33 protein-coding genes are annotated in these 26,031 nt (G+C 58.1%); 20 read left to right on the top strand and 13 right to left on the bottom strand.

The window, feature by feature from the left end; all coding sequences use genetic code 11:
* Positions 1-13: 13 nt before the first annotated feature.
* The 3 genes from GOW93_RS05440 to GOW93_RS05430 are packed head-to-tail and all read right to left on the bottom strand — an operon-like array spanning position 14 to position 1,575.
* A complete protein-coding gene (locus tag GOW93_RS05440) occupies positions 14-589 on the bottom strand; it encodes a MotE family protein (RefSeq protein ID WP_170382109.1) in 576 nt (191 codons plus the stop codon).
* Complete coding sequence (locus tag GOW93_RS05435) at positions 586-1,068, bottom strand: hypothetical protein (protein WP_170382108.1); 483 nt, start codon at positions 1,066-1,068, stop codon at positions 586-588. Before GOW93_RS05435 ends, GOW93_RS05440 begins: the two co-directional genes overlap by 4 nt.
* Positions 1,069-1,077: 9 nt before the next feature.
* Positions 1,078-1,575, bottom strand: coding sequence for a flagellar basal body-associated FliL family protein (locus tag GOW93_RS05430; protein WP_170382107.1), 498 nt, complete (start codon positions 1,573-1,575; stop codon positions 1,078-1,080).
* 119 nt (positions 1,576-1,694) lie between these two features.
* Here GOW93_RS05430 and fliF point away from each other — a divergent pair, with 119 nt between their 5' ends.
* Genes fliF through fliP form a run of 4 tightly spaced genes read left to right on the top strand, consistent with a single transcriptional unit; the run spans position 1,695 to position 4,891 of the window.
* Complete coding sequence (fliF, locus tag GOW93_RS05425) at positions 1,695-3,284, top strand: flagellar basal-body MS-ring/collar protein FliF (RefSeq protein WP_170382106.1); 1,590 nt, start codon at positions 1,695-1,697, stop codon at positions 3,282-3,284.
* Complete coding sequence (locus GOW93_RS05420; RefSeq protein WP_170382105.1) at positions 3,284-3,880, top strand: ABC transporter ATP-binding protein; 597 nt, start codon at positions 3,284-3,286, stop codon at positions 3,878-3,880. Before fliF ends, GOW93_RS05420 begins: the two co-directional genes overlap by 1 nt.
* Positions 3,873-4,160: a FliM/FliN family flagellar motor switch protein gene (locus GOW93_RS05415; RefSeq protein WP_170382104.1), complete on the top strand. Its 288-nt coding sequence runs from the start codon at positions 3,873-3,875 to the stop codon at positions 4,158-4,160. The genes GOW93_RS05420 and GOW93_RS05415 overlap by 8 nt, the downstream gene beginning before the upstream one ends.
* Positions 4,160-4,891 (top strand): flagellar type III secretion system pore protein FliP, encoded by a 732-nt coding sequence (gene fliP, locus GOW93_RS05410; protein ID WP_170382103.1) that lies wholly within the window; start codon positions 4,160-4,162, stop codon positions 4,889-4,891. Before GOW93_RS05415 ends, fliP begins: the two co-directional genes overlap by 1 nt.
* A gap of 4 nt (positions 4,892-4,895) precedes the next feature.
* Here the strand turns inward: fliP and GOW93_RS05405 are convergent, their stop codons facing one another.
* Positions 4,896-6,347 carry a sensor histidine kinase gene (locus tag GOW93_RS05405; RefSeq protein ID WP_170382102.1) on the bottom strand — a complete coding sequence of 484 codons (1,452 nt, stop codon included), beginning with the start codon at positions 6,345-6,347 and terminating at the stop codon, positions 4,896-4,898.
* Positions 6,344-7,081, bottom strand: a complete 738-nt coding sequence (locus GOW93_RS05400; protein WP_170382101.1) for a response regulator transcription factor — start codon at positions 7,079-7,081, stop codon at positions 6,344-6,346. Before GOW93_RS05400 ends, GOW93_RS05405 begins: the two co-directional genes overlap by 4 nt.
* A 219-nt stretch (positions 7,082-7,300) precedes the next feature.
* Between GOW93_RS05400 and GOW93_RS05395 the strand changes: the two genes are divergently transcribed.
* From GOW93_RS05395 to GOW93_RS05380, 4 genes are read left to right on the top strand one after another with little or no spacing between them, the layout of a single operon-like run.
* Entirely contained in the window at positions 7,301-8,545 is a 1,245-nt protein-coding gene (locus GOW93_RS05395) for an ABC transporter substrate-binding protein (protein ID WP_170382100.1), read from the top strand.
* 57 nt (positions 8,546-8,602) lie between these two features.
* The gene (locus tag GOW93_RS05390; RefSeq protein WP_170382099.1) at positions 8,603-9,475 is read left to right on the top strand and encodes a carbohydrate ABC transporter permease; all 873 of its coding nucleotides are present in this window, start codon (positions 8,603-8,605) and stop codon (positions 9,473-9,475) included.
* Positions 9,468-10,367, top strand: a complete 900-nt coding sequence (locus tag GOW93_RS05385; protein WP_170382098.1) for a carbohydrate ABC transporter permease — start codon at positions 9,468-9,470, stop codon at positions 10,365-10,367. Before GOW93_RS05390 ends, GOW93_RS05385 begins: the two co-directional genes overlap by 8 nt.
* Positions 10,368-10,372: 5 nt before the next feature.
* Entirely contained in the window at positions 10,373-11,470 is a 1,098-nt protein-coding gene (locus tag GOW93_RS05380; protein WP_170382097.1) for an ABC transporter ATP-binding protein, read from the top strand.
* A gap of 72 nt (positions 11,471-11,542) precedes the next feature.
* On the opposite strand, the gene GOW93_RS05375 is transcribed toward GOW93_RS05380, so the two are convergent.
* Both GOW93_RS05375 and GOW93_RS05370 read right to left on the bottom strand, forming a co-directional pair.
* Positions 11,543-12,136 (bottom strand): MlaC/ttg2D family ABC transporter substrate-binding protein, encoded by a 594-nt coding sequence (locus GOW93_RS05375; RefSeq protein ID WP_170382096.1) that lies wholly within the window; start codon positions 12,134-12,136, stop codon positions 11,543-11,545.
* Positions 12,126-12,986: an MlaA family lipoprotein gene (locus GOW93_RS05370; protein ID WP_170382095.1), complete on the bottom strand. Its 861-nt coding sequence runs from the start codon at positions 12,984-12,986 to the stop codon at positions 12,126-12,128. Before GOW93_RS05370 ends, GOW93_RS05375 begins: the two co-directional genes overlap by 11 nt.
* Before the next feature lie 246 nt (positions 12,987-13,232).
* On the opposite strand from GOW93_RS05370, the gene GOW93_RS05365 reads away from it, so the two are divergent.
* From GOW93_RS05365 to GOW93_RS05350, 4 genes are read left to right on the top strand one after another with little or no spacing between them, the layout of a single operon-like run.
* Entirely contained in the window at positions 13,233-13,688 is a 456-nt protein-coding gene (locus GOW93_RS05365) for a RidA family protein (protein WP_170382094.1), read from the top strand.
* A complete protein-coding gene (locus GOW93_RS05360; RefSeq protein ID WP_170382093.1) occupies positions 13,685-14,452 on the top strand; it encodes a glycerophosphodiester phosphodiesterase family protein in 768 nt (255 codons plus the stop codon). The genes GOW93_RS05365 and GOW93_RS05360 overlap by 4 nt, the downstream gene beginning before the upstream one ends.
* A 45-nt stretch (positions 14,453-14,497) precedes the next feature.
* Complete coding sequence (locus GOW93_RS05355) at positions 14,498-15,685, top strand: GNAT family N-acetyltransferase (protein WP_170382092.1); 1,188 nt, start codon at positions 14,498-14,500, stop codon at positions 15,683-15,685.
* Complete coding sequence (locus tag GOW93_RS05350) at positions 15,682-15,975, top strand: 4a-hydroxytetrahydrobiopterin dehydratase (protein ID WP_170382091.1); 294 nt, start codon at positions 15,682-15,684, stop codon at positions 15,973-15,975. The genes GOW93_RS05355 and GOW93_RS05350 overlap by 4 nt, the downstream gene beginning before the upstream one ends.
* On the opposite strand, the gene GOW93_RS05345 is transcribed toward GOW93_RS05350, so the two are convergent.
* The 4 genes from GOW93_RS05345 to GOW93_RS05330 form a co-directional block, all read right to left on the bottom strand.
* Entirely contained in the window at positions 15,972-16,277 is a 306-nt protein-coding gene (locus GOW93_RS05345; protein WP_170382090.1) for a hypothetical protein, read from the bottom strand. The genes GOW93_RS05350 and GOW93_RS05345 overlap by 4 nt on opposite strands.
* A gap of 15 nt (positions 16,278-16,292) precedes the next feature.
* Entirely contained in the window at positions 16,293-16,640 is a 348-nt protein-coding gene (locus GOW93_RS05340) for a hypothetical protein (protein ID WP_254443471.1), read from the bottom strand.
* Between the two features lie 11 nt (positions 16,641-16,651).
* Positions 16,652-16,897: a hypothetical protein gene (locus tag GOW93_RS05335; RefSeq protein ID WP_170382088.1), complete on the bottom strand. Its 246-nt coding sequence runs from the start codon at positions 16,895-16,897 to the stop codon at positions 16,652-16,654.
* A gap of 104 nt (positions 16,898-17,001) precedes the next feature.
* Positions 17,002-17,487, bottom strand: a complete 486-nt coding sequence (locus GOW93_RS05330; protein WP_170382087.1) for a peroxiredoxin — start codon at positions 17,485-17,487, stop codon at positions 17,002-17,004.
* 99 nt (positions 17,488-17,586) lie between these two features.
* Between GOW93_RS05330 and GOW93_RS05325 the strand changes: the two genes are divergently transcribed.
* The 4 genes from GOW93_RS05325 (at position 17,587) to GOW93_RS05310 (ending at position 20,278) form a co-directional block, all read left to right on the top strand.
* Positions 17,587-18,798, top strand: a complete 1,212-nt coding sequence (locus GOW93_RS05325) for an NAD(P)/FAD-dependent oxidoreductase (RefSeq protein ID WP_170382086.1) — start codon at positions 17,587-17,589, stop codon at positions 18,796-18,798.
* A complete protein-coding gene (rsmD, locus tag GOW93_RS05320) occupies positions 18,795-19,352 on the top strand; it encodes a 16S rRNA (guanine(966)-N(2))-methyltransferase RsmD (RefSeq protein WP_170382085.1) in 558 nt (185 codons plus the stop codon). Before GOW93_RS05325 ends, rsmD begins: the two co-directional genes overlap by 4 nt.
* Before the next feature lie 86 nt (positions 19,353-19,438).
* Positions 19,439-20,074, top strand: a complete 636-nt coding sequence (locus tag GOW93_RS05315; RefSeq protein WP_170382084.1) for an HAD family hydrolase — start codon at positions 19,439-19,441, stop codon at positions 20,072-20,074.
* A 24-nt stretch (positions 20,075-20,098) separates the two neighbouring features.
* Positions 20,099-20,278 (top strand): hypothetical protein, encoded by a 180-nt coding sequence (locus tag GOW93_RS05310; RefSeq protein ID WP_170382083.1) that lies wholly within the window; start codon positions 20,099-20,101, stop codon positions 20,276-20,278.
* Here GOW93_RS05310 and map read toward each other — a convergent pair.
* The gene (gene map, locus GOW93_RS05305; RefSeq protein WP_170382082.1) at positions 20,266-21,078 is read right to left on the bottom strand and encodes a type I methionyl aminopeptidase; all 813 of its coding nucleotides are present in this window, start codon (positions 21,076-21,078) and stop codon (positions 20,266-20,268) included. The two genes, GOW93_RS05310 and map, sit on opposite strands and share 13 nt — an antisense overlap.
* A 179-nt stretch (positions 21,079-21,257) precedes the next feature.
* On the opposite strand from map, the gene GOW93_RS05300 reads away from it, so the two are divergent.
* Complete coding sequence (locus GOW93_RS05300) at positions 21,258-22,913, top strand: tetratricopeptide repeat-containing sulfotransferase family protein (protein ID WP_170382081.1); 1,656 nt, start codon at positions 21,258-21,260, stop codon at positions 22,911-22,913.
* Between the two features lie 86 nt (positions 22,914-22,999).
* The gene (locus GOW93_RS05295) at positions 23,000-23,809 is read left to right on the top strand and encodes a class I SAM-dependent methyltransferase (RefSeq protein ID WP_170382080.1); all 810 of its coding nucleotides are present in this window, start codon (positions 23,000-23,002) and stop codon (positions 23,807-23,809) included.
* Between the two features lie 28 nt (positions 23,810-23,837).
* On the opposite strand, the gene sfsA is transcribed toward GOW93_RS05295, so the two are convergent.
* Entirely contained in the window at positions 23,838-24,539 is a 702-nt protein-coding gene (gene sfsA / locus GOW93_RS05290; RefSeq protein WP_170382079.1) for a DNA/RNA nuclease SfsA, read from the bottom strand.
* A 51-nt stretch (positions 24,540-24,590) separates the two neighbouring features.
* On the opposite strand from sfsA, the gene GOW93_RS05285 reads away from it, so the two are divergent.
* On the top strand, positions 24,591-25,313 hold the full coding sequence (locus GOW93_RS05285; RefSeq protein ID WP_170382078.1) for a competence/damage-inducible protein A: 723 nt from the start codon (positions 24,591-24,593) through the stop codon (positions 25,311-25,313).
* Positions 25,310-26,020: a GNAT family N-acetyltransferase gene (locus tag GOW93_RS05280; protein WP_170382077.1), complete on the top strand. Its 711-nt coding sequence runs from the start codon at positions 25,310-25,312 to the stop codon at positions 26,018-26,020. Before GOW93_RS05285 ends, GOW93_RS05280 begins: the two co-directional genes overlap by 4 nt.
* The last annotated feature ends 11 nt before the right edge of the window (positions 26,021-26,031 follow it).

The following is a 26,031-nucleotide window of genomic DNA, read 5'->3' as shown; positions in this document are numbered from 1 at the left end:
GAGGGGTTAAATCTTATTCCTGAGGGGCCGCCGCATTTCGACCGGCCATGATAACGCTGATTGTGTAAGCCGCCTCGGGGTTGAGCCCGGCCAGAATGCCTGCGGCCGCGTCCGGAGGCATGCGTGACATGAAACCGGCAGCGAAACCCGGATCCATCGTTTCAAACAGAGCGGCCGCGTCTTTTGGCTTCATGCTTTGATAGACATCCGTCAGGCGCGTCAGGTCGGTTTCGGCTGCCTTTTCGGCTATGGCGAGGGTTGCGCGCAGAGACTCTTCGGCCTCTTGCAGGGCGGCCAGACGCGTCTCGATCGCCTGATCGGCTATGGAAAGCGCCTTTTCCTTGTCCAATGCTGCCGCTTCGCGCCGCTTCACGGCTTCTTCCCGGCGCAGCAATTCAGTCAGCAATACCTGTGCTCCGGGCAGATCAGCTTGCGCCTGCTTCATCTTGGGTGCGAAAGGTTCGACCGTTTTCGCCAGCGCGGGCCCGGCCTCTAACCCAAGTCGAATCGCGGCAGACCCGATCATCAACAAAGAGATGACCGCCAGCACACCGCCTTTTGGACGCCTATCAGTTTGTCGCCCGGTCATGTGGTGTCCCCACCCTGTGAGCGGTCATGTCTGAAGAACATCAAACCACTGGGCCGCTTGGCCTGAGCCGCGGCAGATTCTTCTTTGCCCGATTCATCAGGCTCTTCTATAGCTTTTGTGCTTTCTTCCTGTTCCTCATTGGCTGCGTCTTTTGGGGCGGCGGCTGGCGCTGGTTCCTCTGTCTTTTCCTCAGGTGGAACGACATCGTGCATAGAAGCCATCATCAGCTCCAGCCGTTGTGCAACCGTTTCGGCCCGCTGCGTTAACTCTTTCAGAACCGCACCGGATTGGTCCGAAGCATCCCGCGCCGAATCCAGAGATTTCTTCAACTCCTCCGCTTGTGTCGACAGAATGGCAACCGCACCGCCCACTCCCCTTTCCAGATTGGTGAACCGCCTGAGCCGCCGGGACAGCACGAAACAATAAAGACCCGCACCCAACGCGCCGGCGACCAGCAAAATATCTGCAATCAGCTCCAAGTCCGCCTCCTAATTCAGTACAAATTCCATGACGAGGACATCGCGTACACGCCCCTCACCGACGACGAGTTCGATGCGCCGCAGAAGGTGGCCGCGGATGCGCATCAGGGCGAGCGAATCCTCAAGGTCAGACACTTCGACCGCGCGCAGGTAACCATTCAGGACGTCCATGATTCGCGGTTTCATCTTTTCAACGTCGGGGATGTGTTCGCTTTTCACCTCAAGCTGCGCGTGAAACTTCAAATGCCGCGAATCGCCTGCGTTTACCGAGACGATCACTGGCGGCAGGTCGATAAACCCCACCTGCGGCAAGGCCACTACGGACTTGTCTTTTCCCTTTTCCCCGACCTCTTCCGTCGTGGGCTTTCCCCCAAAGGGTAGCAGCCCAGAGGACGTCAGGAAAAAGCCTGTCCCAGCCCCGATAACGGCCAGAATCACCCCGATGATCATCCCCTTTTTCCCAGATTTATCTGGGGCTTCTGCCTGTTCTGCAGTCGCGTCAGCCATGGCGTCCTCATTTATCCGTTCTGCAATCGTCATAACCCGGCAGGGACTAACCGATTGTTAAGGGCAATCGTCCAAACAAGGGATGCGTCGGGCAGAATGTCGGCGAGTCGGAGGTGAGCGTGCAGCAGATCGGAACTGTCTGGGCAAGTTTGGACAGGCGTAAACAAATCATCGTCGCCGGTGCGGTCGTACTGGTATTCCTCGGGGTTCTGACGATGTCGCGACTGGTGACAGCGCCCTCAATGACCTTGCTCTATGCCGGGCTGGAAAGCGGTGCGGCGGGGGATATCGTCCGCTCGCTGGACCAGCGTGGGGTCCCGTACGAGGTTCGGGGCGGCTCGATATATGTGCCCGGTTCGCAGCGGGATGAGCTGCGTCTGACACTGGCCAGCGAGGGCCTGCCCGCCAATGGAAATCAAGGCTATGAACTGCTTGATTCACTCAGCGGGTTTGGCACCACGTCACAGATGTTCGACGCTGCCTATTGGCGTGCGAAAGAGGGTGAACTGGCCCGTACAATAGTCGGCAGCCCACATGTCAGTCAGGCGCGGGTGCATATCGCCAATGGCTCGAACAATCCATTTCAGCGTAGCGTTGCGCCGACGGCCTCTGTTTATCTGGTGCCGTCCGGGGCTCAGATCACGGCCGATCAGGCCAAGGCGATCCGTTTTCTTGTCGCCTCGGCAGTCAGCGGTATGGCGCCCGAGAATGTCACGGTGGTCGATTCAAACGGATCGGTGATCGGGGGGCAGGAAACTGCCGTTGCCGCTGATACCGCTGATGACAAGGCACGCCAGTTGCGCGAGCGGGTGATGCGGCTTGTCGAGGCGCGCGTTGGCACGGGTAATGCTGTGGTTGAGGTCAGCGTTGATACGGTGACCAAAACAGAATCCATTCGTGAACGCCGTTTTGACCCCAATGGCCGCGTCGCGATCAGCACCGATATCGAGGAGCGTTCGGACAGCGCTCGCAACCAGTCCGCTGATGTCACCGTGGCTTCGAACTTGCCAGATGGTGATGGCGCTGGCGGGGACGAATCGAATTCCAACGCGACCCAGACGAGGGAGCGGGTGAATTATGAGGTCTCGGAAACCGAGTTGGAGGTTCACAATGCCCCCGGTGCGATCAAACGGCTGACGGTGGCGGTTCTGGTCAATGGAACGCGATCTGTGGATGCTGCTGGAGCAGAAACTTTTGAACCGATGCCTGAGGCCGAGATGGATGCGCTGAAAGAGTTGGTGGCGTCAGCCGTGGGTTTTGATGCGGAACGCGGGGATGTCATTACCTTGAAATCCCTGAACCTTCCGGTAGTTGAGCCACAAGGTACGCTTGCTTCAACGTCGATCTGGCAAAAAGTGCACTTCGATGCGATGTCGCTGATCCAGATGGTGGTTCTGGCACTTGTCTCGCTGGTGCTTGGGTTATTCGTGATCCGCCCGATCCTGACCAATCCCGTGACGGCCCCTGCATTGCTGCCCGCTGGTGCACAATCTGAAGCCGAAGCTGTTCTGACCGGCGAAATTGCAACCGACGAGAGCGGTCAATTCACCCCCTTTCCAGAGCAAGCGCCTGCTGGGGGCGTTCCGGCGTTGGCTGTGCAGCAGGGCGCTGATCCGGTGGATCGTCTGCGGGCGATGATTGGCGACAAGCAGGAAGAGACTGTCGAAATCTTGCGCAGTTGGCTTGAAGAAGGTGAGGAGCGTGTCTGATGTCGATTGCTCATCTTCTTCAGGATTTCACGTTGCAGGCCGAGGGCGGCAAGCTTCAGCTACTGGATGAGGAGACCTTGGAGGAACACCGGCTGGCTGCTTTCGAACAGGGCTATAGCGCCGGATGGGAAGACGCGGTTCAGGCGCAAGAGCAAAGCCGGGGTCAGATTTCGACTATTCTGGACAGATCTTTGGAGGATATGTCCTTTACATATCACGAAGCGACCAGCCGCATGACCCTGTCGCTGGAGGCGATGTTCCAAAGCCTGGTGAATGTCGTCCTGCCCGAAATGCTGGACCGAGGCTTTGCCACCCGGCTGGTCGAACAACTTATCGATATGGCACGTGAGCAGATCGGCCAGCCCATGCAGATATATGTTCCTAAAGGATGTGCGGCTGACGTCGATGCGCTGCTGCCCCCAGACCTATCGCTGCCTACCCGCGTGATTGAAGACCTATCGCTTGAGCCAGGGCAAGCGCGGTTGCAGGTCGGTACATCCCAGCGCGAGGTGGATTGCAGTGGTCTGCTCGCCTCGGTCGCAGAGGCATTTGACGCGTATGTATTCGAGGCAAAAGAGGCAATGAACAATGAGTGATCCCCAGACCCCAAAACCCGAAAAAGCCAATCCGTTTGAAGCAGTTCCGATTGAGGTGACGGTCTCGGTTGGGCGCGCGCGTCCACTCATCCGTGATTTGCTGAACATGGGCGAAAACGCCGTTCTGACGCTGGACAAGCGGATCGAAGACCCAGTGGACCTGTATGTCGGGGATCAACTGGTCGCCCGTGGCCAGCTGGAAGAAGTCGAGGGCGATCCAGCTGGGCAGCTTGCTGTGCGCCTGACCGAGATCGCGGATTTGCAAAACGGAATCGGTTGATGCGGCGTCTGCTCTGGCTTGTGGCCGTACTGGCAACGCTGTTCCCTTCGCTCGCCGCGGCGCAGGAGCTGTCGCTGTCACTGGGCGAGGGCGGCTCGATCTCGGCACGGACAATTCAGCTGATTCTATTGATCACCATCCTAAGCCTTGCGCCGGGACTGGCGATCATGGTCACTTGTTTCCCGTTTCTGATCACCGTGCTGGCCATTCTGCGGCAGGGCATCGGCTTGCAACAATCGCCGCCCAACATGCTGATCGTCAGCCTCGCGATGTTCCTGACCTATTTCATCATGGAACCGGTGTTTACCGAGGCATGGACCACCGGTATCCGACCGATGATCGACGAAACCGTGGGGGTCGAACTGGCGCTGCAGATCGCCATTCAACCCTTCCGTTCGTTCATGGCCGCAAGGCTGGACCCCAACACGTTTCACGCCATGGCAGCATTGCGCCCCGGCGGAGACGCAATTGCGTTAGCGCCCGATGCTCCACTGTCGATCCTGATGCCGTCCTTCATGCTGTCCGAGATTGCACGGGCTTTTCAGATCGGATTCCTGATCTTCCTGCCATTTCTGATCATTGATCTGGTGGTGGCCGCGGTACTGATGTCGATGGGGATGATGATGGTGCCGCCTGCGACTGTATCGCTTCCGTTCAAGCTGGCCTTCTTTGTCATAGCCGATGGATGGTCGCTTATCGCCGGGGCGCTGGTGCGCAGTTACATGACCTGAACTATCATTGCCGGGTGATTTGCAGCCGTGCCCGCAAGCCTTGATCTCCGGCTTCGAAACTCAGCGCGCCGCCATGTTGCTCTGCAACGGTTGCGGCGATGGTCAGACCCAGACCGAACCCATCGGACGATCCGATATTGGAACCCCGCCGGAATGGTGCCATCAGGGCCTCTATGTCTGAGACGGAAAGGTCAGCACCCTTGTCTTCAACTGTAATAGTGGCCGTGCGGGCATCGGTTTCCAGTTGAACCTCGGCGTGGCGACCATATTTCAACGCGTTGTCGATCAGGTTGGTCAGCGCACGTCTCAGAGAAATCGGCCGCCCCATTACCAACATGCGCCGCGTTTCCGGCAATGATCCATGCCCGCGACGGGACATGAAGACCGAAGGCGCTCCTTCGACAGCGACCGGATCGATTTTCCTTAGCGTTACTGGCAGGTCCATGTCCTGGTAATCGGCGACCAAGGACTCGACCAAGGCGGTCAACGAAATCTGTTGCGGCTCCTCAACGCTGAGCTCTGACCTGGTATAGGTCAGAACACTTTCGATCATGCCGGTCATCTGGTCTACGTCGGCCTCAAGCTTTTCGCGTAGCTCGTCATCGGCGATCAGCGCGGCTCGTAAACGAACACGCGTCGCTGGGGTTCCGAGGTCGTGGCTGACGCCGGACAATACCGTTGCGCGCTTTTCCAGCTGCATCCTTTCATCATCCAAATGCGCGTTCACAGCCGAAACAATCTCGCGCAATTCCGCCGGACCATCGGCGTCATAACTGTTCGGCCCGCCCCGGCGCTTGCGGTCACGCAGCGCGGTTGCAAAGCGGGTGAAGCTGTCCGAAACATTGCCAACCGAGGTCAGTATGACCGCCAGCGCCACAATCGCGGCCAGAATGGCAGGCAGGCGCAGATCGGCAGGGGCAGCTTTGCAGCCCCAGACATCGGTGCCGTCCACCTTCTTCCACTCACTGCGCCCGAACTGTGCGATCAGGATCGGTTCGCTGCAATAGGTGGCCAGTAGACGGGTCAGATTGCCCAGTTTCTCAGGCCCAATCTGGTCGAGGCGCGACATGATATCCGAAACCGGATAGACCAGCCGGTCGGACATCACCGCCAGCGTCAGTTCGCGCCCGGCAAGCGGGGCGGCGTTGTCGGTCAGAATCGAAAGGTTGGTGACAAAGCTACGATCCGACAGGCCCGGTAATTGCTCGAATTTTCCGGCATCTGCCAGTTTCGCCGCCTCTGGTGGCAAGGGGGTGATGGTGATCCCCGGCGGAGGTATCTGGCCCACGCGCAACTCTTCGTAAACAGCAAACCCGGCGACATAGGCTCTGGTTAGAAACTGGTCCCATGCACGGGCTGAGGCGAACCAAAGACCGGCGGACAGCAGGCCCGAGGCAAAGGCCGCTCCGGTCCAGATCCAGCCCAGGCTGCGCAGGCGCGGGGCACGCGCTGTCATGCGTCCTCTTCCATCGATACTTCGGCAGCAAAGACATAGCCGACCCCGCGTTCGGTGCGCAGCATCTGCGGGTCTTTCGGGTTGGCCTCGATCTTGGATCGCAACCGTCCGACCAGCATGTCGATGGCGCGGCCCTGCGCCTCGGGCTTGTCAGCACTGCCGGTGACATCCAACGCGGCGGCGATCTCATCCCGGGTCAGGGGGATATGCGGATTGGCCAGCAAAACCTTGAGCAGCGCCGTTTCCCGTTGCGACAGTGAGACCAGATAGCCCTCGGGCGAATGCACTTCATCGCGTTTGCCGTCATAGCTCCAGCCGTTGAACTGGAAACTCTTGGTTCGGCGGCGATAGGCCAGCGAAGGCGTGCGTCGGGCGCGCTGCATCACCGCGCGAACCCGGGCCAGCAGAAGCTGTGGATTGAAAGGCTTGGCGATATAGTCATCGGCCCCGACCTCATACCCTGCCATGCGCTGATGATCGGCAGACAGGGCCGAGACCAGGATGATTGGCACATCCTGTTCTGCGCGCAGCCGGGCGCAGATTTCGACCCCGTTTTCGTCCCCCAGCATCACGTCCAGCAGGATCAGGTCGATCCGGCCAGAGGTCAGATGCGACCGGATTTCATTTTCCGAACTGGCGGGCAGGGCAATGAACCCGTTCTTATGCAGGAATTGGGTCATCATCGACCGCATCTCGGGGTCGTCATCCACCACCAAAAGTCGCGGAATGCTCACGCAGCTTGTCCTCCCAGTTTCTGCTCCTCCGTCATCATCCATTGTAACGAACGGAAACAGATTCAATGTCAAAGTAACACGCTGTAACAAAAGCGGTGAAAAATTGGGCGAGTGCAGGGTTTTGGCGCGGATTCTGCGTTGCCAGACAGTTTTCTGACCTCACTATGGCGGGCATTGCTGCATTAGCAGTCACTATGTTCTCTAGGGAGGAGACACGACATGAAGCGTTTTGCATTTGCCACCGTTTCGACACTGGCCGTTGTGGCAGGATCGTCGGCTGTGGCCGAACCTCAGGCTGAGGTTCTGCATTGGTGGACCTCGGGCGGTGAAGCCAAATCGGTGGCCGTTCTGCAGGAAGAGTTCGCCTCAAATGGCGGTACATGGACGGATATGCCAGTCGCTGGTGGCGGTGGTGACGCCGCGATGACCGCGCTGCGCGCCCGGGTTTTAGCAGGCAACGCGCCGACCGCCGTTCAGCTGAAAGGCCCCGCCATTCAGGAATGGTACGAAGAGGGCGTTCTGGCCGATATCTCATCTGTGGCCGAGGCCGAAGGTTGGGCGGATGTGCTGCCTGCATCCATTGCAGGCCACATGATGTGCGAAGGCGCATGGTGCGCTGCGCCCGTGAACGTGCACCGTGTTGACTGGATCTGGGCCAATGCCGATATCCTGGCCGCCAACGGCATCGAGATGCCGACCACATGGGACGAGTTCAACGCCGCCGCCGTCAAGCTTATGGATGCCGGTGTGATCCCGCTGGCCCATGGTGGGCAGTCCTGGCAGGACGCTACCGTGTTTGAAGCAGTTCTGTTGGGTATTGGCGGACCTGAGTTCTACCAAAAGGCACTGGTTGATCTGGACCCCGAGGCGCTGACCTCAGACACGATGGTTCAGGTCTTTGATCAGATGCGGACCATGCGTGGATATGTGGACGAGAACTTCTCGGGCCGTGACTGGAACCTTGCCACGGCCATGGTGATGAATGGCGAAGCGGCGTTCCAGATCATGGGCGACTGGGCCAAGGGTGAGTTTCTGGCGGCGGGCAAGACCCCCGGCGAGGACTTCCTGTGCGCCTCGACCCCCGGCGACGGATACCTCTACAACGTCGACAGCTTTGCCATGTTCGATGTCGACGGTGACGACAAGAAAGCCGGTCAGGACCTGCTGGCCAAGCTGATCGTCGCACCGAACTTCCAGAAAGTGTTCAACCTGAACAAAGGCTCGATCCCCGCGCGCACCGACGTGGCGCTGGATGATTTCGACATCTGCGCCAACCTGTCGGCCGAAGACATGGGTTCGACCTCGGCTGCGGGCTCGCTGCTGCCGTCCTATGCCCACGGTATGGCGCTGCGCGGGTCGCAGTCCGGTGCGATTACGGACGTTGTGACCGCGCATTTCAACTCGGATATGTCCTCGGCTGACGCGGTTCAGCAACTGGCGGACGCAGTGGCAAACAGCTACTGATCCAACACGCTCTGCCCCCTATAGTGAGGGGCAGAGCATCTTTCCCCGGAGGAAAAAATGTCCGAATGGCTGGAAAACCACCTGCCCAAGGTGGTGCTGGCACCGTCGTTCATCGCCGTATTGATCTTTGTCTACGGATTTATCGGATGGACCGCATGGGTGTCGCTGACCCGATCGAAATTGTTGCCGAAATACGAGATCAAGGGCTTCATCCAATATGAACGCCTGTTTGATTCCCCTCGCTGGGATACGGCAATCAACAACCTGTATATTTTTGGCGCGCTGTTCATCGTGATCGCGATGGTGCTGGGCCTGTTGTTGGCGATCCTGCTGGATCAGAAAATCCGCGTCGAAGGGGCGATCCGCACGATCTACCTGTACCCGATGGCGCTGTCGATGATCGTGACTGGTACCGCTTGGAAATGGATCCTGAACCCGGGTCTGGGCATCGAATCCATGGTGCAGGGCTGGGGCTTTCCGAACTTTGAATTCGACTGGCTGGTGAACCCCGATTACGCCATTTACACCATCGTGATGGCCGCGATCTGGCAAAGCTCGGGCTTCGTTATGGCGCTGTTCCTCGCGGGCTTGCGCTCGGTGGACGGTGAAATCATCAAGGCCGCGCAGGTCGATGGTATTCCGACGTGGCGTATCTACACGGCGATCATCATCCCTTCGATGGCCCCGATCTTCCTGTCTGCTTTCATCGTGCTGGCCCACCTCGCGATCAAGAGCTTTGACCTTGTCATCGCCCTGACGGGTGGCGGTCCGGGCTACGCGACTGATTTGCCGGCCACGTATATGTACGCCATGGCATTTTCGCGCGGCGATATCGGTCAGGCGGCCTCGTCCGCGATGATCATGATGCTGGTCGTCTTTGCCATCGTGGTTCCCTATCTTTACTCAGAGCTGAGGGCGAAAAATGACTGATCTGTCGATGCCCCAAACCCAAACCCGCACCCAAAGCGCCACTGGCAAGATTGCCTTGCGCTGGTTGCTGTATGTCCTGCTGGGCCTGTTCGCGCTGTATTACCTGATGCCGCTCTTCGTGATGTTGACTACATCGTTGAAAAGCCTTGAGGAAATCCGCACAGGCAGCCTGATTTCCCTGCCGCGAGAGGTCAGTTTCGAGGCCTGGAAAACCGCTTGGTCCGGTGCCTGTACCGGGATCCAGTGTGAAGGCCTGAGGCCCTACTTCTGGAACTCGGTCCTGATCGCGGTGCCTGCGGTCGCCCTTTCAACCTTGCTGGGCGCGCTGAATGGCTATGTCGTGGCGCAGTGGCGGTTCAAAGGGGCGAACATCATCTTCTCGCTGATGCTGTTCGGCTGCTTCATCCCGTTTCAGGTGGTTCTGCTTCCGATGGCGCGTCTGCTGGGCATGATGGGGATCGCCGGGACCATTCCGGGGCTGATCTTTGTCCACGTGATCTACGGGTTGGGCTTCACCACGCTGTTTTTCCGCAACTACTATGTCACCATTCCGGCCGAGCTGACCAAGGCCGCCCGGGTTGATGGCGCGGGCTTCCTGCGGATCTTCTGGTCGATCTTCCTGCCGCTGTCGCTGCCCATCATTGTGGTGACCGTGATCTGGCAATTCACGCAGATCTGGAACGACTTCCTGTTCGGCGTGTCGTTCAGCCAGGCTGGCACGCAGCCCGTGACCGTGGCGCTCAACAACATCGTAAACTCCACCACCGGCGTCAAAGAATACAACGTCGACATGGCCGCCGCGATCATCGCGGGCCTGCCGACGCTGCTCGTCTATGTCGTCGCCGGTAAGTATTTCATCCGCGGCCTGACCGCTGGCTCAGTGAAGGGATAAGACCCATGGCTCCCATCCTTGATATCAACAATCTGTACAAGAATTACGGTGCGACCGAGGTTCTGAAAGAAATCAATATCTCGATCGAACCGGGCGATTTCCTGGTGCTGGTCGGCCCTTCGGGCTGCGGCAAGTCCACCCTGCTGAACTGTATCGCGGGGCTGGAGGAAATCACCGGCGGCACGCTGTCTATCGGGGGCAAGGACATGACCCATGTCAGCCCCAAGGATCGTGACATCGCAATGGTGTTCCAGTCCTACGCCCTGTATCCGACCATGACCGTGGCCAAGAACATCACCTTTGGCATGAAGGTGCGCGGGGTCGATCAGGCCACACAGGACGCCAAGCTGAAAGAGGTCGCCCAACTGCTGCAGATCGAGCCGCTGTTGAACCGCCGCCCAAGTCAATTGTCGGGCGGTCAGCGTCAGCGGGTGGCGATGGGCCGGGCGCTGGTGCGCGATCCCAAGCTGTTCCTGTTTGACGAGCCACTGTCCAACCTCGACGCCAAGCTGCGGGTCGAGATGCGGACTGAAATCAAGAAACTGCACCAGACTTTGGACGCGTCCATCGTCTATGTGACCCATGACCAGATCGAAGCGATGACTTTGGCCACCAAGATCGTCGTTCTGAAAGGAGGTATCGTTCAGCAGATCGGTAGCCCGGCCGAGATTTACAACAATCCGGCCAACCTTTTTGTGGCCGATTTCATGGGCTCACCCGCGATGAACCTGATCCCCGCGCAGGCGACCAAGAACGGATCCGGCACAGAAATCGCCATCGCGCGCGAAACCGGTGAGACTCTGGTGCTGAAAGATGCCCGCGATCTGTCGCTTCCCAAGGATGTCATCCTTGGCTTGCGCCCCGAAGATATCGCCGAGGCTGGCTTCCGTGCCGGTGATGGCGTGCAAGAGGCTGAGTGCCTGGTTGATATGGTCGAGCCTGCCGGGGCCGACACCTATGTGGTTTCGGAATTGGGCGGCAAACAGGTCACCGCACGGTTGCACGCTGAAACAACTGCGCAGGCGGGCAAGATGCTGAACCTGGCCTTTGACATGAGCAAAGTGTCCTATTTCGCCAAGGAAACCGGTGAGCGGTTAAACTGAACGAAAAAGCGCCGCGCGAAGCCCGTCGCGCGGCGCTTTTTCAACCAATGCATCAGGTCAGTTAACCTGTTTTCAGCTCATATCCTTAATCAGACGGTTCAGGTCACCCCCACGGGCATCCAGCATGGCACCGATCTCGGTCCGTTCTGTCAGCAGCATGTTCACCCCTTCAATAAACATGTTGAAGAACTTGTCGCGGCCCGATTTGTCTGACACCAGAAATGTTACTTCAAATGGGGACGATCCCTGCAGCTTGACCGAAGTGCGCACTTCGTAACCGGCTTTGATTTTGCGGGCATTGCGCACGGTGACCTGACCACCGATGAATTCACGGAAGCGGCGACCGTATTTGTTGGAAATATAGCCCTGAAACGCCCTGGTGAATTGCTTGATCTGCGAGGGGCTGGCCGAGCGACCATCGGCCCCCAGCACATAGCGCGCCATGATCGGCACATCGGCGTACTGCACAAAGATCTTTTCGAAATCGCGGATCATGGCTTTTTCGGATTTACCCGAAGCGATCACGCGGTTGATGTCATCGACAACACTGACGACCAGAGCCTTGGCGCTGGCTTCAGTCTGGGCGAAGGCGGGCAGGGCGGTCAGTGCCAAACCAGCCAGGCCGGTGGCGATAAAATCACGTCGTTTTAAATGATTATTCGGCATAGGGGTCCTCGTAGGGGTCTATGTAGGGGTCCCTGACTGGGTCGGTCCCGGTTTCTGCATAAGGGTCGTCATACAGGCCCAGATAGGCGTCCTCATCATCGCGTGCCAGTTCAAAGCGACGATTCTGGATGTAAATTGTTTGTGCCTGCGCGTAACTGTCGGCGCTTTCATACAGGATCGAATCGACCGTGTCCGAGAACCGACCCCGGTCGCCCATGCGCCGCACCACCTCGGCATAAACACCGATATTGTCGATCGGGCGGGTAGGGCTGAAATTGATCGGGTTCGAGAACAAATTGACGACAACGCCGATCGCATCACGCTGGGTGGAAGGGCCATAAAACGGCAATTCGACATAGGCGCCTTCGCCAACGCCCCAAACGTGCAGGGTTTCGCCGAAATCGGTGTCCACGGGCGGCAGGTTCAGTTCGGCGGCCGGGTCAGACAGACCAAAACCACCCACCGTGGTGTTAACCACAAAGCGCAGCAACGCATTGCCGGATTGTTTGACATTGCCCTGCAACAGGTAGTCCAGCGCTTGTCCGGGCATCGTCAGGTTTTCGGCGAAATGGTTAAAGCTGGTCACTACGGGATCGGGAACGATTTTCACGTAGCCTTTCGAAGCCGGGCGGAACAGGAACCTGTCGACGCCCAGATTGAACTTGTGAATACCCCTATTGGTATTTTCGTAAGGATCGAACACTTCGTTGGGCGGAGTGCCTTCTGGCGGACGCGTGGCGCAGGCGCCAAGGGCTGCCAGCAACGGCAGAATGATCAGGTATTTCAGACGGGGTCTGCTCAACACGGTCTTTGCCACTCCAAACCGTTCGAACGTTGTTTGTCCGAACATTTAATCAATACTGCCTGTGGCCACTTGGCATGGCCCAATCCGATGTCCATAGCCGTTTCACGCTCAATATGAAACAGCTAGCGTTTAACCTGCATTTCGGTTGTAGGTAAAGTCGCACCGGTTCAACTCTTTGGAATAAGAAAAGTTACGCCCACCTTTCAGGCGCGTCCATCCCTGTTTTCGTACTTTTCGAACTGACGCTTCCCGGTTAGCTTCGCCCCGACTCAAAGATTGGGAGGAAACTTCATGAGCATTGCAGCGAAACTGGAAAGCCTGGGCGTCAGCCTATCGGACGCGCCGGCACCGGCGGCAAATTACGTGCCCTTCGTGCGGGTTGGCAACATCGTCTATGTCTCTGGTCAGATTTCCAAAGCAGATGGCCTGATCACAGGCAAGTTGGGTGACGACATGGAGGTTGAGGCTGGCGCCGAAGCAGCCAAGGTCTGTGCTATTAACCTGTTGGCTCAGGTAAAGGCAGCCTGCGGCGGGGACATTGACAAGCTGGTGCGGGTGATCAAGCTGACCGGCTTTGTGAACTCGACCGCTGATTTCACGGACCAGCCAAAGGTGATCAACGGCGCGTCTGATTTCCTGGTCGAGGCATTGGGCGATGCGGGTCGACATTCCCGGTCTGCCGTCAGCGCCGCGTCGCTGCCGCTGGGTGTGGCCGTCGAAATCGAAGGTATTTTCGAGGTCCAATGACACCGACCCTGTCGACCGCGTTCCTGCAGACCCCGATCGCGCATCGGGCGCTTCACGACAAGACCGACAACCGCCCGGAAAACAGCCGGGCGGCCATTGCCGCCGCCATCGAGGCCGGGTATGGAATCGAGATCGACCTGCAGCTGACCTCGGACAACCGGGCGATGGTGTTTCATGACTATGACATGGCCCGCTTGACCGGGCAGTCAGGCCCGATTCAGCAGATCTCGGCCGCGCAGGCACAGGCGACGCAGTTGCTTCATGCTGATGAAGGTATTCCAGCGCTGGACGAAGTGCTCGAAATGGTGGCTGGCAAAGTGCCTCTGTTGATCGAGTTCAAGGATCAGGATGGCGCGATGGGTCCTGATGTAGGACTGCTGGAGGCAGATGCCGTGCGCGCATTGCAGGGATATGACGGACCGGTGGCGCTGATGTCATTCAACCCCAACAGCGTGGCTGAGCTGGCACGGTTGGCGCCCCATCTGCCGCGTGGTTTGGTGACGTGTTCGTACCAGCCCGAGATAGAATTGTTACCGCAGGCTGTCTGCGACCACCTGCGTGACATCCCGGATTTTGACTGTGTCGGCGCCAGTTTCATCAGCCATGAGGTTGCGGACCTGAACCGTCCCCGCGTGGCCGAGCTGAAGGCGCGCGGCGTACCGATCTTGTGCTGGACCGTGCGGTCGCCGGAACAGGAGGCCGAGGCCCGCGCTGTTGCCGATAATGTGACCTTCGAAGGGTATTTGGCCCCGCACCCGGGTTGAACCCTTCCCCCACCGTCACAGATAAAGATCAGACGCGGAGGGTACATGGATCAGGCGCAAATCGAAGTACAGGTTCTGGGATCACTCTCGCAGATATCTGCCGAGGATTGGGACGCCTGCGCCTGCCCCGAAACATCCGACGGGGGGCGTCCGCTTGATCCATTTACCACCCATCGGTTTCTGTTGGCGCTGGAAAACAGTGGCTCGGTCGGGCCGGGAACCGGCTGGCAACCGCAATACCTGACCAATTATCTGGATGGGATGCTGATCGCGGCGGCGCCGATGTATGCCAAGTCGCACAGCCAGGGAGAATACATCTTCGACCATAACTGGGCGCACGCTTATGAGAACGCAGGCGGGCGCTACTATCCCAAACTGCAGATCGCGGTGCCCTTCACCCCTGCCACCGGGCGGCGCTTTCTGGTGCGGCCGGGATACGAGGCGCTGGGCATGTCGGCACTGGTACAGGGGGCTGTGCAGCTGGCGGCGGACAACCGGGTGTCATCGCTGCACGCCACCTTCTGCACCGAGGATGAGGCGCTGGCAGGAGAACAGATGGGCTTGATGGTGCGTCAGTCGCAGCAGTTTCACTGGCTGAATGACGAATATGCCGATTTTGAAGGGTTTCTGGCGGCGCTGTCCTCGCGCAAGCGAAAGAATATCCGCAAGGAACGCGCGCAGGCCGTTGGTTTTGGCGGCGAAATCCGCACTTTGACCGGTGATGATCTGCGCCCTGAGCATTGGGATGCGTTCTGGCGGTTCTATCAGGATACCGGCGCGCGCAAATGGGGTTCGCCTTATCTGACGCGACAATTCTTTGATATCGCACAGGAAACCATGGCCGATGACATGGCGTTGGTACTGGCCGAGCGTAACGGCTATCCAATCGCGGGTGCGCTGAATTTCATTGGGCGTGAAACGCTTTTCGGCCGGTATTGGGGGTGCGTTGAACACCATGCCTGCCTGCATTTTGAACTGTGCTATTATAGGGCGATCGACTTTGCCATTGCTCAAGGTCTGGAGCGGGTTGAAGCTGGCGCGCAAGGGGAACACAAACTGGCACGCGGATATCTTCCAACACGCACGCATAGTTTGCATTGGGTTGCTGATCCGGGCTTTGCCGATGCGATCAAGAAATATCTGGACGCCGAGGCCAACGCAGTGGGACAAGAGATTGAGATTCTGACGGAATACGGCCCGTTCAGGAAATCGAACCCGGAGGAACAGCAATGACCGAACTATTGTCGCCCGAGACTCGCGGACCGCTTTTGGACCCGCTGTTCAACAACGGCTGGACCATGGTCGAAGGCCGGGATGCGATTACCAAGACCTTCATCTTCGAGGATTTCGTCCACGCATTCGGCTGGATGACCCAAGTGGCGATCTTTGCCGAGAAATGGAACCACCACCCTGAATGGACCAACGTCTATCGCACGGTCGAGGTGACGCTGGCCACTCATGATGTTGGCGGCATTTCGGCGTTGGACGCCAAGTTGGCGCGCAAGATGGATAGCCTCTGCTAGCGGTTGCCCGAGCCGACGCCACCCGCAAGCGACGCAGCGATTCCCATCTGCTCGAATTCAGCAGCGGTTACACTGCCGCTGCTGACGTCGATATTGCGTGGAATGCGGGTTGTCCGGTTGCCGACCTGACGGACACTGCGTGCGGCCGGGTTAATATCGAGGCAGCGATTGTTGTAACAGGTTAGGCCGGATGTGCTGATCTGAATACGCGGCTGTCCATCCGGCCCTGTCACCATCGGCGCCTGCGGCGCGTCGCAGGCCGCAAGCAGTGCAAGTGTTCCCAAGCCAATCCATTTATTCACGGTACGCCCCAGTTCTTAATCTAGCTGACCATTGCCATCCTGATCCGCTGAATTGAAATCGTCGTTCATTTGCGCGTCGTATTCCGCCCTTGAAATAAAGTCATCATTGTTGCGGTCAACATTCTGGAATTGCTTTATGTCCAGAAACGGCTTGGCTTCGTCCAATCCCAGCGTACCGTTCTTGTCCTCATCCATTTCCTGAAAGGCGTAGTCGGAAAAGGCATTGAATTCATCGCGGGACAGGAACCCGTCATTGTTCGTGTCGATGGCGTTCAGCTCGTTTTCATGCAGTTCGGCTGTGGTTTCTGCCGAGGCCGCACCGGTCAGAACTACGGTTGAGACGATCAAAATTCCACGTGTCATCTGGACTCTCCTCAGCATGCGTATCTGTTGCCTTGAACAGCGCCGGTTGCCGCACCTGCGCCTGTCAGGATCGCTTTGCCGGACCCGCCGCCGAACTGGTTACCGATGGCGCCGCCGATCAGCGCACCGCCAAGAGTGCCGCTGAGGCAGGCAATCTCGTGCTGGCGCGCTGCTTGTTGCTGTGGTGTGGGGGCTGGACCGCAAGCAGCCAGTGCCCCCGCGGTTCCAAGCAGTAGAGTGAAAATTTTTAGTTTCATCAATGAACTCCCTGATCTTATGCCTCAACTATTGGCTGATCAGGGCGTTGCATCAAGTTAATTAGTACGCATGGGTAGGAGGTGCCCCGGCGCCACGCGCAATATCAGATCGCGGCCAGCAAGCCCTTGCCCTTCGAAATTTCACACGAACCGGGGTTTTCTTCCAGATTGAGCGTAGTCACCGTTCCGTCCTCAACCAGCATCGCATAACGCTTTGATCGCCCATACAGCCCAACGGGCGGGGCGTCGAAATCCATGCCAATGGCCTTGGTGAATTCGGAAGCGGCATCAGACATCATCGACAGGCCTGCTTTCGTCGCACCTGTAGCTTCTCCCCAAGCGTTCATTACAAACGGGTCATTTACAGAGACGCAAATGATCTCATCCACGCCCTTGGCGTCGAACTGGGGCTTAGATTGGATGAAACTTGGAACATGCGTGTTAGTACACGTGCCGGTAAACGCGCCAGGCACCGCAAAGATCACTACTTTGCGCCCTTTGGTCTTGTCTGAAATCCGCACCTCTTCAGGGCCTTCTGCGCCCATCTGAAACAATGTTGCATCGGGCAGTGCGTCACCTGTTGAAATCATTTTTAAGCTCCTGTCGTTTGGATTTGCAGAGTCAGTCCAAGCCGCAATATAGGTGGTCGTGTGGATCAGACCACGGTAATTCGACAGGGCGGGAGGAACATGGGCCATATTGTCGTGATTGGTGCAGGTCAGGCGGGGTCTTCGCTTGTGGCCAGACTGCGTAAAGACGGCTTTAAAGGGGATATCACCCTGATTGGGGCTGAGCCGCATCTACCCTATCAGCGCCCGCCGCTGTCCAAAGCCTATCTGCTGGGTGAGATGGAGCTGGAACGTCTGTTCCTGCGGCCCGAGAGCTTTTATGTCGAAAACAATATCGCCCTGCGTCTGGGTCAGCGCGTCACCGCGATTGATCCTCAGGCAAAGACTGTGACCGTCGGCGATGAAGTCATCGCGTATGACGAACTGGCGCTGACCACCGGGTCAGACCCGCGTTATCTGCCTGCCGCGATTGGTGGCGATCTGGAAGGCGTGCACGTGGTGCGCGATCTGGCCCATATCGACGAGATGGAACCCCGCTTGACAGACGGTGCGCTCGCGCTGATCGTGGGCGGCGGCTATATCGGGCTTGAGGCAGCGGCGGTTTGTGCCAAGCGCGGCGTCAAGGTGACCTTGGTCGAAATGGCCGACCGTATCCTGCAACGTGTCGCCGCGCCCGAGACCAGTGATTTCTTCCGTACGCTGCATACGAACCACGGGGCCGATATACGCGAAGGCGTCGGTCTGGATCATCTGGTGGGTGAAAAAGGCAAGGTGGTTGGCGCTGTCCTGAGCGACGGCACAGAGCTGGATGTTGATTTTGTCGTGGTTGGCGTCGGTATCGTTCCGTCGACACAACTGGCTGAAATGGCCGGGTTAGAGTTGGAGAACGGCATCAAGACCGATGCCCATGGCCGCACGTCCGATCCATCGATCTGGGCAGCGGGCGATTGCGCGTCTTTCCCATACAAGGGCAACCGAATCCGATTGGAAAGCGTCCCGAATGCGATTGATCAGGCCGAGGTTGTGGCCCAGAACATGCTGGGTGCAGCCAAGGATTATGTGGCGACGCCGTGGTTCTGGTCGGATCAGTATGATGTGAAGCTGCAAATCGCAGGGTTGAACACCGGTTATGATCGCGTTGTGACCCGGCAGGGTGAAGGCCAGACCGTATCCTTCTGGTACTACAAGGACGATCAGTTGATCGCCGTCGACGCGATGAATGATCCGCGCGCTTACATGGTGGGCAAACGTTTGATCGATGCGGGTAAAACTGCTGATCCAGCAGTGGTTTCCAATCCTGACGCGGATCTGAAGCCGCTCCTCAAAGCGTGAGGATCATCGCCGGAGAGTTCCGGGGGCGAGCCTTGGCCTCGGTCGGCAAAGGGGATGCGGGCGCGCATCTGCGCCCCACCACCGACCGCGTGCGCGAAAGCTTGTTCAATGTGTTGAGCCATCAGATCGACTTTGACGGGCTGCGCGTGCTGGACCTGTTTGCGGGCACCGGTGCGCTGGGGCTTGAGGCGCTGTCACGCGGCGCCGCACACACGACCTTTGTCGATGACGGGAGGGTGGCGCAGGGCCTGATCCGCAAAAATATCGACCTGACCCGCAGCGCTGACCGTACCGACCTGATCCGCCGCGATGCTACGCGATTGGGTGACAATCCGGGCGCGGCTTATGACCTGATCTTTCTGGATCCGCCTTATGGCAAGGCGCTGGGTCAAAAAGCCATTGCGGCCCTGTCCGGCGGCTGGGTGGCCGATGATGCCTTAGTCGTCTGGGAAGAAAACGCACCGATGCCCGCGCCCGAAGGGTATGTGATGCAGGACAGTCGGAAATATGGTGACACGCATATCTCGTTGATATGGCGAAATGTTTCAGTCTGAATCCCTGCTGGCAAGGTTACGCTGACGCCCGGTTTGCATCTGCGTGTGCGGTTGGCTAGGCGCTGGCAATAAAAACGAGGGCAGACATGCACGATCTGGTCATTTTCGATTGCGACGGGGTCCTGGTGGACAGCGAGCCTCTGTCCAACCAGGTGCTGGTCGACAACCTTGGGCGTTATGGGCTGAAACTGACGCTGGAAGACAGCGTGGGATTCTTCCTTGGCGGCACGATGGCCGGGGTGAGGGACAAGGCACGCGATCTGGGGGCGGATTTGCCGGAAAACTGGATAGATGAGGTTTATGCCGAAACTTATGACCGTCTTCGACAGGGTGTGGATCTAATGCCGGGTGTTTCCGAATTGCTGACCACGCTGGACGCCAAGGGGATCCCCTTTTGCGTCGCCTCAAACGGCAGCCCGGACAAGATGAAGATCACATTAGGCCAGAACGGGGTCTGGGAACGTTTCAGCCAGGTCGTATTTTCAGCTCATGTTCTAGGCACCGCGAAACCCGATCCAACCCTTTTTCTGACCGCGGCCGAGCGGTTCGGTGCATTGGCTCCGGTTGTGATCGAGGACAGCACCAGCGGCGTGACCGCTGCGATGCGTGCGGGGATGCGCTGTTTGGCCTTTGTGCCCAATGGAGGAGGCGAAGACCTTGCCGAATTGGGGGCCGAACTCTTTACTAACATGGCTCAGGTGCCCGAGCTTTTGGGTATTTGATCAGGGCGTGTTAGTATCCGGGGCATGGATCAAGCTGTTAGGTTGCCTTTCTGGACATCTTCACGGGATAGCGACGCCGCCACCGAGCCGGGGCGCAAGCCACTGCGCGCGCCGGTGTTTATCCATGACGCGGTTACGCCGTGGAGGCAGGAAACCCTACTGTTGAAGCTGATGCGCGATCAGGCTGTCGATCAGGACGAGTAGGTCGGATGAAACTTGCCACCCGGCGAGAGCGTGAAGATATCGACCCCATCTGCTGTTACACCGACCGAATGTTCAAACTGCGCTGACAGCGATTTGTCGCGGGTCACAGCGGTCCAGTCATCTGCCAATGTCTTGGTCTCGGGGCGGCCCAAGTTCACCATGGGCTCGATGGTGAAGAACATGCCCTCTTCCAGCACGGCGCCGGTTCCGGGGCGGCCGTAGTGCAGAACATTCGGCGGGGCGTGGAACACACGACCAAGGCCGTGGCCGCAGAAATCACGGACGACGCTCATCCGATGTGCTTCGACATAGGTCTGAATCGCGTGGCCGATATCGCCAAAGGTGTTGCCAGGTTTGACCATCTCGATGCCTTTGAACAGGGCGTCATGGGTCACTTGGATCAAGCGCTCGGCCTTGCGGGGCAGCTTACCGGCTACATACATACGCGACGTGTCGCCGAACCAGCCGTCAATGATGACCGTGACATCGATATTCAGGATATCACCATCTTTTAGCCGTTTGTCGCCGGGAATGCCGTGGCAGACCACGTGATTGACGCTGATGCAACTGGCGTGCTGATAGCCCTTATAACCAATGGTCGCCGAGGTCGCACCCGCGTCCTCGACCATCTGGGTAATCAGCCCGTCAATCACGCCCGTGGTCTGGCCGGGAAAGACGTGCTCGGCAATGTCATCCAGAATCCGCGCCGCCAAGGCCCCAGCCGCGTGCATGCCGGCAAAGTCACCCTGTTCGTAAATGCGGATGCCATCCTTGGTCAGACGGCCACGATGTTCTTTCATCGGTGCGAGGCTCCAAAAGTTTCGCGCAGCACTTCTTTTACGCTGCTTGTGCAGAAAGTACCAGAGGGTGCGCGCTTGTACTGTCAGGCGAGCGTCTGATCATATGTAGACCCTCAGTTAAATTTCAACTAGCACATGACGAGCCTGCGCGGGCGCGTGAAACAGGGAAGGGCATGCAAATGCAAAGAAAAGCTGACCAGTTGAGGGCAGAGATCGCAAGTATCAGCGAGCTTCTCAAGGCAGGTCGGCTGGATCGCGCCTTAAAACGTGCCACCAAGGCAGCCAAAAAATGGCCCAAGGCTGCGGCTTTACCCCGGCTTGCGGCTTTGTGTGCGGTGCAGCAGCAAAACTTCAAACAGGCCCAGATTCATTTTGAACGGGCTTGGCAGCTGGACCCGGGCAATGCCGAGCTGATCCAGAATTACGCGCTGAGTCTCGTACAGGGTGGCGACCCTGCAGCCGCATTGAAGTTCCTCGATAAAATCAACGCTCGTGGTCCTCTTAACCCGGCGCAGAAGTTCATCCGGGCCCTAGCCTTGCTGCAAGAGCAGGAGCCAGAGCAGGCGCTTGCCATCGTTGATCAGGTTTTGAAACTTGAACCCGCCAATCTGAATGCGCAGATTCTGAAAGCCGACTGTCTAAACGAGATGCATCAGTGGGACAGCGCCGTCGATGTTCTAAAGGCTACGGTCAGAAAGAACCCGAGGTTCCTTCCCGGCCTGCTTCATCTGGCCAGAGCACAAATTGGTCTGGGTCAACTGGGTGACGTTCTGAAAAACGTACGTGCAGCTTTGGCGATTGCGCCGGGTCATCCCGAAGCGCTAGAGATTATAACCGGTCTACCCAACCTGACCTTCGAGGATATCGCGGTACTCAAACCTCAGGTGTCCGGGTCACTTGAGCGTGGCACTGCAAATCCTCAGGATGCTGTGAAACTTCAGTATGCGGCGGCAAACCTTGCGCGCCGGGACAAAAATACACCGTTGGAAATGCAACATCTGGCCGAGGCCCATAAGCTACAGCGCGCCGGGTTTGAAGATTGGGAGGCGCAAAGCGAACAGGACTGCGCCAAGCGGCTGGCTGCTCCGCTGCCCGTAGCTGAGTCCGTTCTGCCAGACAGAGCCCGACCGATTTTCGTGGTCGGTCTGCCCCGTTCCGGTACTACGCTGGTTGAGCGTATTCTGGCCCGACATTCCCGTGTTCAGGGGTTGGGTGAGCTTGCAACCGTGCACCAATGGGCCAGAAAGGCCGAGGCACAATCGCCCGATTGGCGCGCGGACCACAAATTGGCGGACTTCTATCTGAAAAAACTGCCAACTGTGCCCGAGGATGCCGTGGCCTTTGTCGACAAGGCTCCGGGCAACTACGCTTTTCTGGGGGATATCGCGCAGGCCTTTCCCAACGCGGTGATCCTGAACGTTCTGCGTGACCCGCGCGATGTCGCTCTGTCCATGTGGCGTGCGAATTTCGGTGCTGGGGGGTTGTATTACACACATGACCTGAAATGGATGGCTGCCGAGGCCAACCGCTATCAGCGATACATGCGGCATTGGCACGCGGTCCTGCCGGGTCGGGTACATGACATTCACTATGAAACACTGGTCAGCAACCTGCAGGACATTGTGCAGGATATTGCGGGGATTTGCGATTTGCCGTTCGAAGACGCCATGCTGTCGCCTGACAAATCCGCGAATGCGATTCGAACGGCCAGTAATCTGCAGGCCCGCAAACCGGTTAACACGGCTTCGGTCGGAGGCTGGCAGGCAGCGGCGGATCAGCTGAAGCCATTTGTTCAAAGCCTCGATGCTGATTTGTGGCCGGACCTTCGGGATTAAGTTCAGAGCCCCTGCCCGGACTCGCTAAAAAGCGGTATTTCAGGTAGATTTCCTCTTATTTGCAAAGGGCAAATTTGGAGGGGGCAATGTCCAGTAATTCTGCAAGTTTTGTTGGTGATATTCCAAGCCACTACGATCAAGGTCTGGGGCCAAATATTTTTACAGATTACGCTGAGAAGTTGGCTGACTTGTGCAGCAGCATCCCGAGTGAGCGTGTTTTGGAGCTTGCGGCCGGTACAGGAATCGTCAGTCGGAGATTGCGAGATCGGTTGCACCCAGATTCAGCTTTGGTGGTTACAGACCTGAATGCCCCCATGCTTGAAATTGCAAAGGGCAAGTTTTCCGAGGATGAAAACGTGGAGTTTTCAACTGCGGACGCTATGGAACTGCCGTTTGAGGATGACTCGTTTGATTTAATGGTCTGTCAGTTCGGAGTGATGTTCTTTCCGGACAAAACCGAATCCTACCGGGAAGCAGCCCGTGTTTTGAAGCCCGGTGGGCGTTATGTGTTTAATGTCTGGAGTCCGATGACCGAGAACCCGTTTTCTGAAACGGCACATAGGACGGTGGCCCAATTCTTTCCGGATGATCCGCCGGGGTTTTACAAGGTCCCGTTTCACTATGGTGACCCAGAGGTCGTTCGTGCTGATCTTGTGGCTGCCGGATGGAAGGATATCAGGCACGAAACCATCAAGTTGACGAAGCCGATCGTCAACGTCGAGAAGTTCGCGACTGCGTTGGTCTATGGAAACCCACTGATTGATGAAATCAAGGAGCGCGGCGATGTGAATCCGGATGCTGTCGTCGCCGAAATCCTGTCGGCTCTTCAAAAGCGTTTTGAAATCAGCGACTACAAAATGCCTTTGTCCGCAACCGTGTTCGACTGTCGATTATGAGGATGGCTGTCACTTCCATGGCCTGTCTTTAGTCTGTGAAACGCGTTGTTTGAACCCAAACGCCCTCGGGCGAAATCCGCGTCCCATAGATTAACCGCTCCACCCCTTGTGTCTGCGCCGCTTGGAACGCTGCGGCGTAAGCTGGGTCAATATCGGCAGCCAGCGTAAACTGGTCGCAATCGGTGCGCTGCACCAGATACAGCATGATCGCCCGGTGGCCCTGCGCCGCCATCGCCGCCAGTTCGCCCAGATGTTTGGTACCACGCGCGGTGACGCTGTCGGGGAACTCGGCCAGACCCTGCTGGCGTGAGAGGGTGACACTTTTGACCTCGACATAGGCATCCGGCAAATCGGGTTGGGTCAGTAGAAAGTCAATGCGGCTGTTTTCGCCGTATTTTACCTCGGGGCGGATGGTTTCATAGGCCGCCAGTTCCGGAATTTCCCCGGCCTCCAGCGCTGCGCGCAGGGCCTTGTTCGGGACCGAGGTATCGACCCCGGTAAATTGCCCATTCTCGTGGTCAACCAGCCGCCAGCCGTATTTCAGCTTTTTCTTCGGATCGTCATTGGGCTCCAGCCAGATCCTCTCACCTGGTTCGGCCAATCCCATCATCGAGCCCGGATTGGCGCAATGCGCTGTCACCTCGCGCCCGTCCTCAAGCGTGCAATCGGCCAGAAAGCGTTTGTAGCGGCGGATCAGACGGGCGGGGACAAGGGGGGTTTCAAATCGCATGTCTCAGGGCCTATACCTGCCTTAAGGGTCGATCAAGAGGGGGCGTGCGCCATGGCCAATCCAACCGCTGCAATGCTTGTGATCGGGGATGAGATCCTCTCGGGCCGGACCCGCGATACGAATATGCATTTTCTGGCCGGTGAGTTGACCAAACACGGCATCGACCTGAAAGAGGTTCGGATTGTCAGCGATGATGCACCCGCGATCGAGGCCGCGGTCAAGGCTTTGTCGGACACCTATGACAACGTCTTCACAAGCGGTGGGATCGGACCGACCCATGACGACATCACCGCCGATTGCATCGCACGCGCCTTCACTACCCCCATCGACGTGCGCGAGGATGCGCGTGCCTTGTTGCAGGCTCGCTATGACAAGTCGGGGCAAGAGCTGAACGAGGCTCGCCTGCGTATGGCCCGCATCCCGGACGGTGCGACGCTGATCGATAATCCGGTTTCCACCGCGCCGGGCTTCACTATTCAAAACGTGCATGTGATGGCCGGGGTGCCCTCGGTCTTTCAGGCCATGGTGGCCAGTGTACTGCCCGGCTTGACCGGTGGCAGCCCGTTGCTGTCGCAGACATTGCGGGTTGATCGGGGCGAGGGTGATATCGCCGGCCCCCTGTCAGCGCTGGCCAAGGATTTTTCGGACTTGTCCATCGGCAGCTACCCGTTTCAGGTCAACGGTGCTTTTGGGTCGAATGTAGTGATCCGCGGAACTGATGGCGCCCGTATCGACGCCGCCGTCACCCGATTGGCAAAAGAGCTGGGTCTGTGAACATCAGCTGGCCGGAAATCGTGGACGGCACCTGGCCTGCCGCAGGGTACGATCGGCTGGGGCCGTTTCAGTTGCGGAAGGGGCGGGGCGGTGGCTCGCGGGTGTCCGCTGCCAGCGCGCTGGGTGCGGTGACAGACGAGGATATCGATGCCGCCGAGGCCGAGATGCTGGCCATGGGGCAAAAGCGTATCTTCTGCCTGCGTCCGGGGGACGAGGTGCTTGATGAGCAACTGGCCGCGCGAGGCTATGAGGTTCTGGACCCGGTCAACATCTATGCCTGCCCGGTCGATCACCTGACGGATTTGCCGATCCCGCGAGTCACCGTATTCACAACGTGGGAGCCGTTGGCCATCATGCGTGAGATTTGGGCCCGGGGCGGCGTCGGGCCTGAGAGGGTCGCGGTGATGCAGCGCGCCAAAGGCCCGAAAATTGGTTTGCTTCTGCGCGGAAATGATCAGCCCGCTGGCGCCGGTTTTGTCTCGATACAGGACAGGGTGGCTATGGTCCACGCACTTGAAATTTTGCCCGACCACCGCCGTCAGGGGATGGGAAACTGGGCTATGCGCGCCGCCGCGTTCTGGGCGCGGGAAAACGGTGCAGGAACGCTTAGCGTGATCTGTACCAAGGCAAATGAGGGGGCCAACGGGCTTTATCGCACCCTTGGGATGGAGATTGTCGGCGAATACCACTACCGTCAGCTTGTCTAAGGAGAGAACCT

Origin of the sequence: Ruegeria atlantica (assembly GCF_013032455.1) — a bacterium.
Taxonomy (GTDB): Bacteria; Pseudomonadota; Alphaproteobacteria; order Rhodobacterales; family Rhodobacteraceae; genus Ruegeria; species Ruegeria atlantica_B.
Note: the sequence above shows the minus strand (reverse complement) of the source record. Positions and strands in the feature narration are given on the sequence as shown.